The organism is Ruegeria sp. ABV3_008, from assembly GCF_056161185.1.
On the sequence record NZ_JBSWYP010000009.1, the window covers coordinates 167,030 to 180,099 of the forward strand.

The window sequence follows — 13,070 nt, forward strand, 5'->3', positions numbered from 1 at the left end:
GAGTCGCAGATTTCTGTGGATTTGATAATCAAACAAATGTACCACGGTCAACACATAACGACACAAATGAACGCTACCCAAGGCAAGCCCCTCGGTTTCCAAGTTGAGGATCCATCATGACCAAGCCGCTCACCCACTCGCTCGAGGCCCGCTACTACACCGATCCCGCTGTCTTCGAAGATGAGATGAACAGGCTGCTGGCGCGGACATGGCAATTCGCAGGACACGCGGCCGATATCCCAAATGTGGGCGACTACTTCGCCTTTCAGATTGCCGGGCAGAACCTGTTTGCCATTCGCGGCAGGGATGAGGTGGTCCGCACCTTCTACAATGTGTGCCAACACCGCGCGCATGAGATGGTGACCGGAACCGGCAATACTCGGGTTGTGGTCTGCCCCTATCACCAATGGACGTATGAACTGACTGGCGGGCTGCGCGCAGGGCCTAACATCAAATCGGTCCCCGGCTTTGAACGGGAAAAAATCTGTCTGACCGAGGTTCGTACCGAGATTTTTCTGGGCTTCGTCTTCGTCAATCTCGACAAAGATGCCGCCCCGATGGACGACTGGTATCCCGGCGTGCGCGAAGAGATCGCCGAATTCGTACCCCATATAGATGACCTCGCGCCGCTGGAATGGGTCGAGATTCCGGAGGATTGCAACTGGAAGGTCTCCGTCGAGAATTACTCGGAGTGCTACCACTGCCCATCGAACCACCCCACCTTTGCGGAGGGCGTGGTGAAGCCGGAAACCTATGACATCCGGCCTGACGAACAAGGGGGCTACGTGCTGCGCCATACGACCGAGTGTCAAGCGCTAGACAAAATGACCTATCCGATCGACCTGTCGGTGCCCCATGCCGGCGACTATCAGTCGTGGTTCCTGTGGCCCATGTTTTCATTTCAGTGTTATCCTGGGAATGTGCTAAATACCTATCACTGGCGCGCGGAAACCGTGGACACGTGCACCGTCTGGCGGGGCTGGTACACGGAGGGCGGCCATGAAAGCGATGTGATCCGCGGGCTGGCCGTACAGGATCGCGAAACCACAGTGGCCGAGGATATTCGCTTGGTCGAATCCGTGTATCGCGGCCTCAAGTCAAAGGGCTATGTGCCCGGCCCACTGGTTCTGGACCCCAAATGCGGCGTGATGAGCGAACATTCCATCGCCCGGCTGCAACAATGGATGCGGGACGGCGTGGACACACCCGCCTGACCTTAAACTCTTTTGGATTCCGTACGGTAGAACCTGCCACTGTGCAGGTTGACGTGCGACTCATTGCTTTTGAATTTGGATATAAAGGCAAGTCCCATCTGGCAGGAGACCCGTCTGCCGGATTGGCTGACCAATAGTCAACGGGTCGCATAATCACGAGGAAGACCTATGGATGACACCCTGTTCGAAACCGGGCTAAAGCAACGCAAATCGACCCTGGGCGCAGAATATGTGGAAAAGAACCTTGCGGCGGCGGATGACTTCACCCGCCCTTTTCAGGAGGCGATGACCGCCTGGTGCTGGGGCTTTGGCTGGGGTGACGACACAATTGACGCCAAGACGCGCTCGATGATGAACCTCGCCATGCTGGGTGCGTTGGGCAAGATGCACGAATGGGAAATCCACTGTAACGGTGCCCTGAACAATGGCGTCACCAAAGAGGAAATTCAGTCGATCATTCACGTGGTCGGAATCTATTGCGGTGTTCCTCAATCGCTGGAGTGTTTCCGCGTGGCGCGCAAGGTGCTGGAGGAACGGGATCTACTATGAAGCCCGCTTTGAAACAGCGATCAGAGGTGTCGATTCCCGCAACAGGCACCAGAGCAATCCCGCTCGACCAGACGTCTTTGGCACAACCGCGTACGGGGACGGTTCAACATGAGACAACGTTGAAAACAAACAGCAATTCCCGGCAGAGCCGCCAAATGGATTTTGCGCGCCTTCGCGCCCAATTTCGCAGCTCTGCCCCCGGTATTTACAGCGCTGCAGCACAATTTGTTTCGCTGTTTCACCATCTTGGGTCTATTGTCTCAGGTATCGGTCCGACAAAAAGTCGGGCCATATAAAAAAATGATCATCACAACAGGGAGAACATAAACCAATGATCAAAAAGTATCTGCTCTCAACGGCCTGCGCAGGTCTTGCCGCGTTTTCGGCATCACAAGCAGCGGCTGCGGATGAAATCACCGTCGCCTATTTCCTCGAATGGCCGATGCCGTTCCAATACGCCAAGGCCAATGGCACCTATGAAGAAGAGATGGGCGTCAAGATCAACTGGGTGTCCTTCGACACCGGGACTGCGATGTCGGCTGCTATGGCATCCGGCGACGTTCAGATCGCTGTAAGCCAAGGCGTTCCGCCGTTCGTTGTGGCCACATCAGCTGGTCAGGACCTGCAGGCCGTCGATGTTGCGGTTAGCTATTCGGACAACGACAACTGCGTCGTGGCCGAAGCGCTGGAAATCGACAAGACCAACGCCGGCGAGTTGAACGGCAAGAAAGTCGGTGTTCCGATTGGCACAGCCGCGCACTACGGATTCCTGTCCCAGATGGCTCATTTCGGTGTGGATACCAGCTCGCTCGAGATCGTCGACATGGCACCCGCCGATGGCGCGGCAGCCTTTGCTCAGGGCAACCTGGACATGGTCTGCGGCTGGGGCGGCGCGCTACGTCGTATGACTGAACATGGCAACGTATTGCTGACCGGAGCTGAGAAGGAAGAGCTTGGCATTCTGGTGTTCGACGTCACAAGCGCACCGACTGCGTTCATTGAAGAAGAGCCGGAACTGCTGTCCAAGTTCCTCAAAGTGACTGCTGACGCAAACGCGCAGTGGAACGCAGGTGAGTCCAAGGACGAGATGCTGGCCGTGATCGCAAAGGATGCAGGTATGGACCTGGCCGATGCCGAGGCGACCATCGCGACCTTCACCTTCCCGTCTGCCGAAGAGCAGCTGTCTGACAAATGGCTGGGTGGTGGCGCGCATGAGTTCATGGGCGGCGTTGCCAACGTCTTTGTGGATGCGGGCAGCATCGACTCGGCGCTGGACTCCTATGAGGGCGCTGTAAACAGCGCGCCGCTGGCGGCCGCGTCCAACTAATACAACATACATATTCCGGGGGCCGGTCATCCGGCTGGCCTTCGGAAACAACAGCAGGAAGGAAACGGAATGCCTGAACTGGACATCATTGATTTGTCCATGCGCTTTGACTTGCCCAACGGTACCTCTGTGCAAGCCCTTCAGGACGTCACGCTCAGCCTAAAAGAAGGTGAGTTGGTCTCGGTCCTCGGGCCCTCGGGATGCGGCAAGACAACGTTGCTGAACATCGTCGCGGGCTTCCTTGCGCCCACCTCGGGCCGGGTCGAGCTAAATGGCCACGTGGTCGAAGGGCCAGACGCGGAACGTGGCATGGTGTTTCAGAAAGGCGCCTTGTTCGAATGGATGAACGTGCGCGAAAATGTGGAATTCGGCCCGCGCATGAAGGGCATGCCCAAGGAAGAGCGCGATAAGATCTCGGACCATCTTCTTGAGGTCGTCGGCCTTCAGGACTTCAAGGAAAAGGCCGTCTATGAGCTGTCGGGCGGGATGCAGCAGCGCGTGGCCCTGGCCCGTTGTCTGGCCAATGAGCCAGACGTGATCCTGATGGATGAACCTTTGGGCGCGCTGGACGCGCTGACCCGGGAAAAAATGCAGGGCCTGGTCCTGAAACTCTGGAAAGAGACGGGCAAGACCATCATCCTGATCACCCACTCGGTCGAGGAGGCCCTGTTGCTGGGTGAACGCCTGATCGTGATGGCCCCGCGTCCGGGCCGCATTCACAAGGAATACAACCTGCCTTTCGCGGAACGCGGCGTGAACGCCGACCTTCGCGATGTCAAAAAGTCCGAAGGTTTCGCCGAAACCCGAGATGAAATCCTGTCGATGATCTGGGAAATGGAAGAAGAAATCATGGGCCGGACGGAGCAAGCATCATGATCGTACTTCTGTTTTATATCGGCCTGTTCGGCGGCGCGTTTCTGATCGTTCACCTGCTGCGCAAGGGCCTGCAAAGCCGTCAGGACTTTACCAGCCTGAAAACTGTGACCTTTGGCGATGAAAGTGCTGTGCGGGCGGATCGCGCAGCCTCGATCATCTCGATTCTGGTTATCTTCGTGATCTGGGCGGCATTCACAGGATCAAAACTGATCCCGCTGCACGTTCCAGGCCCGTTTGTGGGGGAAACCCAATTCACCTACACGGTCGAGAATGCGGACGGCACGACCGATGACGCAACAGTCTTCATCCGCGTCCCTCCGTTCGGAGAAGACGCCGAAGATTTCGAGGTTGACCCCGGTACGGGCTTCGCCAAAGACGATGCATTTGCTGCGCCAACAGGGCGGTCCTCGACCATCTTGTTTGACAAGAACGACGACGCCAAACGCGCAGATGGCGCAAAGATCATCGCGATCAATGGCAATCCGATCGGTCCTGACGCAAAAGTCAATGTTGGCGACGGCACTGTATCGCTGACCGGCAAGGGCGCCATCAGCTTTACTCCGGCACAGGGTCTGCAAATGAACCCGATCTGGCTGCCTGCGCCTGAAACGGTCGTCGCGCGTTTCTTCGAGATCGCCAATGAAGGCTATCAGAACTTCTCGCTCTGGCAGCACTTGGGTTGGTCGTTGCTGCGCGTCATCGCAGGTTTCATCGCCGGGGCTATCGTGGGCATTCCGCTAGGCTATGCGATGGGCTTGTCGGGCTGGTTTCGCGGTTGGTTCGACCCGATTGTCGAGTTCATGCGACCTGTCCCTCCGCTGGCGCTGATCCCGCTGGTCATCATCTGGTTCGGAATCTGGGAGACCGGCAAGATCGTTCTGCTGTTCCTTGCTGCCCTTTGGATCATGACCATTGCGGCCCGTGCGGGGGTTTCGGGGGTGAACATCTCCAAGATCCACGCGGCCTATTCGCTGGGTGCATCCAAATGGCAGATCATGCGTCATGTGATCGTCCCTAACTCTCTGCCCGAGATCTTCACGGGTGCGCGGGTCGCGATGGGCGTCTGCTGGGGCACGGTTGTTGCGGCGGAACTGGTCGCAGCGCAGAAAGGGGCTGGTATGATGATCATCGCGGCCTCGAAATTCCAGCTGACCGACATCGTGATCATGGGCATCGTGCTGATCGGCATCATCGGCTACGGCATCGATATCCTGATGCGCAAGGCCGAGAACGTGCTGGTCCCATGGAAGGGTCGTAGCTGACCTAATATACCAAAAACACCGGCAGATTGACCCGCTCGTCGATCTGCCGGTTTTTTTTGTCCAACCGCTCCTCTCGCCAACTACACAAGTTAGCGCGCAGTTTGAAACCAACTGGCAACTGACGGTTGCAGCCCCTAGACTTGGCCTCGAACCTGACTGTCCGCATTGCAGCGCCAGTCACTATAGGCCGCCGTGGAGCTTCAATGCGTGTCACCGTTGGGATCGCTGTGTCAATGCTCGTCGCTTTGTCCATCGGCGTGTCGACCTTCATCGTGCACTCCCTGTGGTGGACTACGGCGCGGGACAACAGTCAGATGCTGGCCGCCGAGATCAACAGCCAGATATCGAACACGGTCCGGATCGAGGTTGGTCTGACCCTCAGATCCGCCGAAGCTGCCTGGGCAGCTGTCCGGACGATCTTCATTCAGAACGTGATCGAGACACGTCAGGCCGACAAGCGGGAATTTGTGTTTCTGTCTCAGCTGCAATCTCAGCCAAATATCTCGTGGATCACATTTGGCTGGCCCGACGGTAATTTCTTTGCAGCCCATCGGCTGGGGGATAGCGGGCTTGAGATGATCGAGATTGACGAGAACATACACGACAGAAAGCTGCGCCGGGACCGCTATATCTTCATCCCCGGCGACATCCAGTTCGAAGAACGCAGCTTTGCCGAAACGGAATACGACCCCCGCGAACACCCCTGGTATGACAACTTCATCGACCGCGACACACCGGATTGGATCGAAGTGCGTGATCTGCCAAACAGCGACAAGACGGTGTTTGCCTATTCCGGCCCAATCGACGTACGCCGCCAGCGGCAAGGCGTGCTGTCGGTTGCCATTGATACCGACCGCCTGTCCCGCTTTCTGGGGTCCCTGCGCCCCGGCGAGTTCGGCGCGGCCTTTATCCTAAGCGCCGATGGCAAGGTCATTGCCGTGCCCGATCCCAACGCGGACGAAATCACCCCCGCCCGCATGGGTGAGGGAGAGCTGTACGAAGTAGCGAAACTCTCGGGCCAGAAGCTGCTGGCCGAAGCAGACGAGGTCGTTGCGGGCACCCTGACAAAACGGGTCGTGTACGAAGACGTGGCTTATGCAGTCGCTTTGACACCGCTGGGGTTCTATGGCTGGCGTGTGGCGACAGTCATCCCGGAATCGGCCTTTCTGTCAGGTATCGACCGGACGCTGATAAATCTGGTTTACATCCTTCTGGGTGTGGTGGCCTTGGCGACCATGGCTGCAATCTGGCTGGTGCGCCGGGTCGTTGCCAACCCGCTGTCGCGCGTCGCTGAAGACCTCAGCCGGATTGAGAGCTTTGATGTCGAGCAGGTTTCACGCCGCCCTTCGCGGCTAATAGAGCTTGAAAACCTCTCGGCTGCGACAGCGAGCATGGCGGCAGGGCTTTCGGCGTTTCGGAAATATGTGCCGACCGATCTGGTAAAAATGCTGGTCGCCGCAGGTGTGAAATCGCAACCCGGCGGCGAGACCAAACAAATCTCGGTCCTGTTCTGCGACGTGTCTGGCTTCACCGGTCTGGCCGAGAAACACGGCCCAAAGGTCGTGGAACTGATGGAGCCGTTTTTCAATGCTGCCTCTTCAACGATCGAACGCCATGACGGGACGCTCGACAAGTTCATCGGCGACGCGGTGATGGCCTTCTGGGGCGCACCGAGGCAGAATCCGAACCACGCGGAACACGCCTGCCGCGCCGCCTTAGAGTTAGTGGAAGACATTGAAAACTCGGCCCTGCAAAGCCAGTCGGACGAGGCACTACATGTGCGGATCGGGCTAAATAGCGGAGAAGCTCTGGTTGGCAATATCGGGTCCGAGCATCGCTTGAACTACACCGCCATAGGCGACGTGGTGAACGTGGCCAGCCGTTTGGAGGGAGTCAACAAAGCCTATGGCACCGCAATCCTGATCGGCCCCGAAACCCGGCGCGAAGCGGGCAACGCGATCATCGCCCGCGAACTGGACACGATGGAGATCGCGGGCCGGTCCGAGGAATTGGTCGTGTTTGAACTGATCGCGATGACTGCTGACACGCCTGAACCGCCGGCTTGGATCGCGGCCTACGAATCTGGCCTGACCCATTTCAGGGCCGGGCGTTTTGCCCAGGCCATCGACGCGTTCAAATCTGCAGACACCCTACGCGGTGGCGACCCGGCATCAGTGGTGATGATCGAACGGGCGCAGGCCGCGCTTTGACAGGCCACATCACGAGGCCTGTCGTTTCAGATCCTGAATGAAGAGCCCGCAGGATTGAATTAGCTTGTCCAACTCAGCGCTATAATTCTCGGCGCCGCTTCGCAAAAGCCCCTCGACCGATTGTGCCTTGGCGGCCAATTCCGTTTCACCAAAACTGGACACACTGCCATAGACCCGGTGAACGAGGAACTCGATCCGGTCCCTGTCGCCTTGGCCTTGGGCTTTCTTAAGCTCGACATAGCAGTCTTCGAGCGATTCTCGGAATGTCAGGAAAACCTGCTCCAACTCTTCATTGCTCAGGAATTTCCTCAGGCGTTCTTTGGTGTCATCGGTGTTTGGAATATAGGATATCTCGGACGACGGCAGCCCGAGTGAGGCCCGCATGGCACCATATAGCACCCGCTCATCCAGAGGTTTGGAGACCACCGCGTCAAAGCCAGCATTTGTGTATTCATCCAGATCTTCGGGCATCACGTTGGCCGTCACGGCGATGGTCGTGATCGATTTGTCTAGTCCCGCTTCCTTGGCAATCTGTTTCAGGTTACGTGCCAATTGAACGCCGGTCGTGTCGGGCAGGCGGATATCGGTCAGAATGCAATCTGTGTCATCTGGACGGAAGCGGGCAATCGCCTCTTTGCCGTTGGCCGCTGCTGTGACCGTGTGACCATCTCTCTCCAACAGGCTTTTGAGGATCTCCATGCTGGTCGGGTCGTCCTCGATGATCAGAACGTTTTGCTTCGTCCCGACCGTGGCTGCAAAACCCGCCATTTCGGATTGCGGGCTCGGGGCCGGGGCCGCGTGGAAAGGCACTTCGACCCGGAACACTGTCCCCTCGCCCAGGTTGCTTTTGACTGACACCTGCCCATTCAGCGTTGAGACAAGCCCGCGCACAATCGAAAGCCCCAGCCCGGTTCCGCCTGTTTTGCGCGAGTCGATGTTCGAGGCCTGCGTGAAGGGTTCAAAGATATCCTTGACTTGGTCCTCGGGCACACCGATCCCGGTATCGCTGACTGTAAAGGCCACCGACTGCTTTGATTGCTCAAATGACAACGTGACCGAGCCTTCATTGGTGAACTTCACCGCATTGCCCAGAAGGTTCAGCAGGATGTGCCTCAGGTGGCCACTGTTGCCACTGAGATAAACGCCATCGTCAAACTGCGGGATGATCAACTGTACGTTCTTCGACCGTGCCAGTGGGCGCAAGACGGCCTCGAGGTCTTGCAGAACCTCGGACAGGTTGAAGGTGCGGAACTCGCGATCTTCGGGCTTTTCATCAAGACGCGCGATGTTGAGGACATCGTCGATGAGATTGCGCATCGCAAGGCTGGAGCGTTCAATCTCATCCAGTCTCTGGTCCAGAGACTCAGGGTCCTGCGGGGTCAATTTGATCAGGCGGATATTGCCGACGATGCCATTCAGCGGCGTGCGCAGCTCATGACTTGCGGTTGCCAGAAACTGGGATTTCGCCTCATTCGCCTTTTCCGCATCGTTGCGCGCCTTTTCCAGATAGACGCTCTGCACGAAATTGGCCCGCAGCGTGCGTTCGGAAAAGAACTTGGCATAAAGACCAATCAAAACAGTGGAAGCCAGAACGAAGGAGGGGCCGATCCAGGTGTCCATCCCGCTGCTCAGGCTCGTTTTGTCGAACACCAGATAGTATGAGACCGGCACGAACAGCAAAAGTTGCAACGCTGCCGAGTGGGAAAAGACAAAGGGCAGAAACACGGTGCCCGCAAGGCTGATCAGCGCAAAGCGATACAGAAAATCCTTGGATTCATGGTCCCCGGAAAAGGCGAAGGCGGCCCAGATGGCCAGATACATCATCGACCAGCCGGTCGAGATGATCACGGGCAAAGTACGCGCGGGAAGTTTGTGAGAGAAAAAGAACAGCCCAAAGATAAACGAGATGATGAACAGCCGCGCACCCCAAACGGCCAGATCCTGACCCGAGAAGCTGCGGGAATGGAGAACAAAAACTTCAAGAAAAGCAAAGACGACGTAGAAAGACGCTCCAAAGAGCAGCGCAGTGCGGAATTGCCCACGTGTGGATTCGAAGTACCAATCGAGGTATTGAGCCTCAAACTTCTTGTCCAGAAAGTTCTGGGTGACCGCGTTGATCGGTTCGTCATATATGAAAGCGCGGGGTTTCACTGTCGCGTCACCCCGAGGCGATAGCCGACCCCGTGGACCGTCACTATGATCTTGGGACCATCTCCGCCATCCGACAGCTTCCTGCGGATCTTGGCAACCAGAGCATCAATCGTACGCTCTCCGGCGTCATGATCCGGCGACAGGGCGACCGCATCCAGCAACACCGACCGGGACAGCACCCGACCGTTCGCGTTTACGATAGCCATCAGCACGTCGAACTCGGCCCGTGTGACGGGTATGACCTCGTGCTGGGCATTCCAGACCTGTCGACTGTCCAGATCAATCTCGATCTCGCCCAGCCGGACCCTGGTATCCTGCCGCGGCATCTGCGCCTGGGGGTTCGTGCGTCTGAGAACTGCGTTGATCCGGGACAGAAGCTCATCCGGGTCAAACGGCTTGGTCAGATAGTCGTCACCCCCGATGTCCAACCCGCTGATCTTGTCGCTCGCGGTATTGCGGGACGACACGAAGATAATCGGAGGATGAGCCGATTTCGCGCGCATCGAACGCGCAAGCACCAGACCGTCCTCATCCGGCAATCCGAGGTCCAGCAAAGCGATATCCACCGATTGGGACGCAAGCGTCGCGCGTGCATCCGCAACATTGGACGCCTGAAGAACATTGTAGTGCGGCCGAAGAAGCGCGGACGTCAGAGCAAGCAATGACGGGTCGTCCTCTACCAACAATACGTTCAGCTTCTTCAACTCTGTGGTCCTACCTGTCTGTTTCTAAACACAGCTTGGCACGTGTGAGTGTTTACGTCCAAACCATCCCCACACTCTTTTTGGAATATGTTCAGCCACGGACACAAGCCTAGCGTGCGTAACAACCGGACCTGTTAACATCTGGTTAACATCTGCATCGCGGTTTGGTGACAATTTGATTTTAATCTCTGTTTCAACGTCCCAATTTGTTGGTGCAGTTATGTTTAATACGTCTTTTGAAATTATTGAGCCCATCGACGATCCCGAACTGTCTGAACTTCCAGCGCCATGCAGCAAGCATAGCACTCTGGCAGTCGTTGATATGGAGAGTAACGAACCAGCGGTCGTGAAGACCTTTCCGGTTCGCCCGACGATCATCCACCCTCAGCCGAGCGCATTGATCGACCAAACGTTCGAGGACAATATCGCCGAGTGCTCGGCCGATGGTGAAAACAAAAGCCTGTTGGTCACGATCATGATGACCGATGTGGTGAACTCGACCGAGATCGTTGCGCGTCTGGGCGATGCCGAGTGGCGCGATGTCATGGATGCTCTGGATTCGGCAGCGCTTGAAACCGTTGCAGAACACGAAGGCACACTTGTGAAACTGATGGGCGACGGCATGCTGGCGATCTTTCCTCGCCCCAGTGCCGCCATCGCCTGCGCCAAGGCCTTTCGGGTCACAGCAGACGCGCTTGGCCTAAAGCTTCGGGCGGGTATTCATTGTGGAGAGTGTCTGCGCACCACCAACGATGTGACCGGTATCGCGATCGCAATCGCGGCCCGTGTTCTCAGCCTGACACCCGGTGGGCAGACATGGGTTTCCAGCACCGTGCGCGATCTGGTTTTGGGTCTGGGGCTGGAGTTTCAGGAAATTGGACCCAAACAGCTGAAAGGCCTGAGTGACGATTGGGTTTTATATCAACTGGAGGGTGACGCCGAGACGTAGTCGCCGCCTCCATAGGGTTTCTTGCCTCCCACCGGCTTGAGGGGGAACCGGGTCTCCAACCAGATCGGAGCTGCGGTTCGCAGGTTAGGCACGAGGTAAAGAAAGTGATGCGCGGGTGAACGGTTTGTTAGGGTACTAGAGTGGTTTTTTATTGGTCCCGTTCACCCAGCGCAGCACAGTCCATAAAGGCCATGAACTTGCCTGCAGCGCCGTCTTGAGCGGTGTAAACACGATCATCATGACAATACCCAGCGAGAACAGACACCAGATCGCAGGCATTTCCGTCGGGCTATCGGTTGAGGCCCATGCCAGCGTCGGACCAATCAGCAGCTGAAATCCCGCGACTTTCCATGCGCCTAAAGCGGCAGGCAGCAGGAACATCACCGTGAAATAAACCGGGAAGTTCAGATCATATTGCTGCCCGAAAATCGTGGCAGGCAGGCTTTCACCCAGATCGTTCAGCGGTAGATGCCAGCCAATATGCCAGCTTTCCGCCTTCACACACAGATGATCGCTGCACAGAAGACGACCCGGGCGGCACGGACCTGCCCAGTCGAATGGATAGATTTGCAGCAACAAATATGCTCCGGTCAATGCGCCAAGACCGAAGACCACGGGCGCGATCATGCCGCGCACATCTTTCGGGATGAAGTACAACGCGAGAATGCCGGTAAACAGCGGCTGAAAGGCGATGTGTATATAGGCCAGCAACGCGGCGACCTGGTTTTGGGGCAATGCGCATTGTCCCTCGACGGAATAGGAATAGCCCTGCAGCACCTCGATCGCGGTGAAATACATCAGCGGAGACCAGAGCAGCGGGCTATCGCCTTGGCGTATGGCCTTGACGGTGGCGATCACCCCGACGGCAGCAATGGTATAGGACGCTGGCCCGCTCCAACACATTGTTATATCAATCCTTCAAACCACTCGTCTTGGGATCAGTATGCATTCGGTCAGCCCTCAAGAAAGCCTTTTTTCGGTCGACGACATTCTTGAGGATTTCGCGCGGTTCGACTTTCCCCTGAAAGACATATGGCTTAGCGCGGCGCGGTTTCATTTCCAGAATCTCGACCGTGAAATCTGCGCCCTGCCCCCCGGCGCGCGGGCACTGGAGATCGGCTGCGGGGCAGGTATCCTACTGACCATGCTGCGCCGGCGGAACCCTAACATTACGCTGGACGCCATTGAGCCTTTCGCCGAAGGCTTCGCACCGATGGAGCATGTTCTAGATCACGCTGCCAAGCAGGGCGGAGACATTCAACGCAGCACCTATGAGGCCTTCACTCCGCCGCAGCCCTATGACCTGATCTACATGGTCAACGTGCTGGAGCATTTGCCGGATTGGCGGCATTTCCTGGATACGCTGCCGCGTTTTCTGGCCCCACAGGGCCGCTGCCTGATCCTCTGCCCCAACTACGGCTTCCCGTATGAGCCGCATTTCAACATCCCCGCGCTTAGCTCAAAGACCCTGACACGGCGACTGTTTCGAAAGCGGATTACATGGGTTGAGGACACCTACGAAGTTCATGGGTTGTGGAACAGCCTCAACTTCGTTCGTCTTGCCCAGATCAAACGCCACCTAAAAGGGTCAAGCCTGCGCCTGCGCGTGCGGTCTGAGATCACCGACCGCATGGTCGACAGATTCAACGATGATCCGGTATTTCAGGAACATATCGGCGTGTTCAACGCGATCGGGCGCGGGGCTAAAAAACTGGGCCTTACGCAGATCGTCCGCGTTTGGCCATTCGAGAACATACAGCCCTATCTGTTTCTGGAGCTTTCCCAAACCAACGCCTGAGCCGCGCACCTCAATGAATTTGGCGGAAAT

General features: G+C 57.1%; 11 protein-coding genes. 8 read left to right on the forward strand and 3 right to left on the reverse strand.

The genetic code is table 11. From position 1 onward, the window contains the following. The first annotated feature begins 116 nt into the window (after positions 1-116). From ACXAH8_RS16175 to ACXAH8_RS16200, 6 genes are all read left to right on the forward strand, one after another. Positions 117-1,214 carry an aromatic ring-hydroxylating oxygenase subunit alpha gene (locus ACXAH8_RS16175; protein ID WP_475219844.1) on the forward strand — a complete coding sequence of 366 codons (1,098 nt, stop codon included), beginning with the start codon at positions 117-119 and terminating at the stop codon, positions 1,212-1,214. Positions 1,215-1,382: 168 nt separating this feature from the next. Continuing rightward, on the forward strand, positions 1,383-1,763 hold the full coding sequence (locus ACXAH8_RS16180) for a carboxymuconolactone decarboxylase family protein (RefSeq protein ID WP_170376962.1): 381 nt from the start codon (positions 1,383-1,385) through the stop codon (positions 1,761-1,763). Between the two features lie 331 nt (positions 1,764-2,094). Continuing rightward, entirely contained in the window at positions 2,095-3,090 is a 996-nt protein-coding gene (locus ACXAH8_RS16185) for an ABC transporter substrate-binding protein (protein ID WP_170376958.1), read from the forward strand. 69 nt (positions 3,091-3,159) lie between these two features. Next, the gene (locus ACXAH8_RS16190; RefSeq protein ID WP_170376956.1) at positions 3,160-3,966 is read left to right on the forward strand and encodes a taurine ABC transporter ATP-binding protein; all 807 of its coding nucleotides are present in this window, start codon (positions 3,160-3,162) and stop codon (positions 3,964-3,966) included. Further along, positions 3,963-5,228, forward strand: coding sequence for an ABC transporter permease (locus ACXAH8_RS16195; protein WP_170376954.1), 1,266 nt, complete (start codon positions 3,963-3,965; stop codon positions 5,226-5,228). Before ACXAH8_RS16190 ends, ACXAH8_RS16195 begins: the two co-directional genes overlap by 4 nt. Before the next feature lie 203 nt (positions 5,229-5,431). After that, the gene (locus ACXAH8_RS16200; protein ID WP_475219845.1) at positions 5,432-7,438 is read left to right on the forward strand and encodes an adenylate/guanylate cyclase domain-containing protein; all 2,007 of its coding nucleotides are present in this window, start codon (positions 5,432-5,434) and stop codon (positions 7,436-7,438) included. Between the two features lie 9 nt (positions 7,439-7,447). On the opposite strand, the gene ACXAH8_RS16205 is transcribed toward ACXAH8_RS16200, so the two are convergent. Both ACXAH8_RS16205 and ACXAH8_RS16210 read right to left on the reverse strand, forming a co-directional pair. Next, positions 7,448-9,589, reverse strand: a complete 2,142-nt coding sequence (locus ACXAH8_RS16205) for an ATP-binding protein (RefSeq protein ID WP_475219846.1) — start codon at positions 9,587-9,589, stop codon at positions 7,448-7,450. Next, a complete protein-coding gene (locus ACXAH8_RS16210; RefSeq protein ID WP_170666965.1) occupies positions 9,586-10,293 on the reverse strand; it encodes a response regulator transcription factor in 708 nt (235 codons plus the stop codon). Before ACXAH8_RS16210 ends, ACXAH8_RS16205 begins: the two co-directional genes overlap by 4 nt. Positions 10,294-10,615: 322 nt before the next feature. On the opposite strand from ACXAH8_RS16210, the gene ACXAH8_RS16215 reads away from it, so the two are divergent. After that, positions 10,616-11,242 (forward strand): adenylate/guanylate cyclase domain-containing protein, encoded by a 627-nt coding sequence (locus tag ACXAH8_RS16215; RefSeq protein ID WP_475219847.1) that lies wholly within the window; start codon positions 10,616-10,618, stop codon positions 11,240-11,242. Positions 11,243-11,377: 135 nt separating this feature from the next. Here ACXAH8_RS16215 and ACXAH8_RS16220 read toward each other — a convergent pair whose 3' ends face one another. Further along, complete coding sequence (locus ACXAH8_RS16220) at positions 11,378-12,145, reverse strand: DUF5765 domain-containing protein (RefSeq protein WP_475219848.1); 768 nt, start codon at positions 12,143-12,145, stop codon at positions 11,378-11,380. Between the two features lie 40 nt (positions 12,146-12,185). Here ACXAH8_RS16220 and ACXAH8_RS16225 point away from each other — a divergent pair, with 40 nt between their 5' ends. Next, positions 12,186-13,040, forward strand: coding sequence for a class I SAM-dependent methyltransferase (locus ACXAH8_RS16225; protein WP_475219849.1), 855 nt, complete (start codon positions 12,186-12,188; stop codon positions 13,038-13,040). Positions 13,041-13,070: the final 30 nt, after the last annotated feature.

What these genes read in the sequence shown, in the direction of transcription:
- ACXAH8_RS16175 (WP_475219844.1), top strand. Translation starts at nt 117, where the DNA reads ATGACCAAGCCGCTCACCCACTCGCTCGAGGCCCGCTACTACACCGAT.
- ACXAH8_RS16180 (WP_170376962.1), top strand. Translation starts at nt 1,383, where the DNA reads ATGGATGACACCCTGTTCGAAACCGGGCTAAAGCAACGCAAATCGACC.
- ACXAH8_RS16185 (WP_170376958.1), top strand. Translation starts at nt 2,095, where the DNA reads ATGATCAAAAAGTATCTGCTCTCAACGGCCTGCGCAGGTCTTGCCGCG.
- ACXAH8_RS16190 (WP_170376956.1), top strand. Translation starts at nt 3,160, where the DNA reads ATGCCTGAACTGGACATCATTGATTTGTCCATGCGCTTTGACTTGCCC.
- ACXAH8_RS16195 (WP_170376954.1), top strand. Translation starts at nt 3,963, where the DNA reads ATGATCGTACTTCTGTTTTATATCGGCCTGTTCGGCGGCGCGTTTCTG.
- ACXAH8_RS16200 (WP_475219845.1), top strand. Translation starts at nt 5,432, where the DNA reads ATGCGTGTCACCGTTGGGATCGCTGTGTCAATGCTCGTCGCTTTGTCC.
- ACXAH8_RS16215 (WP_475219847.1), top strand. Translation starts at nt 10,616, where the DNA reads ATGGAGAGTAACGAACCAGCGGTCGTGAAGACCTTTCCGGTTCGCCCG.
- ACXAH8_RS16220 (WP_475219848.1), bottom strand. Translation starts at nt 12,145, where the DNA reads ATGTGTTGGAGCGGGCCAGCGTCCTATACCATTGCTGCCGTCGGGGTG.
- ACXAH8_RS16225 (WP_475219849.1), top strand. Translation starts at nt 12,186, where the DNA reads ATGCATTCGGTCAGCCCTCAAGAAAGCCTTTTTTCGGTCGACGACATT.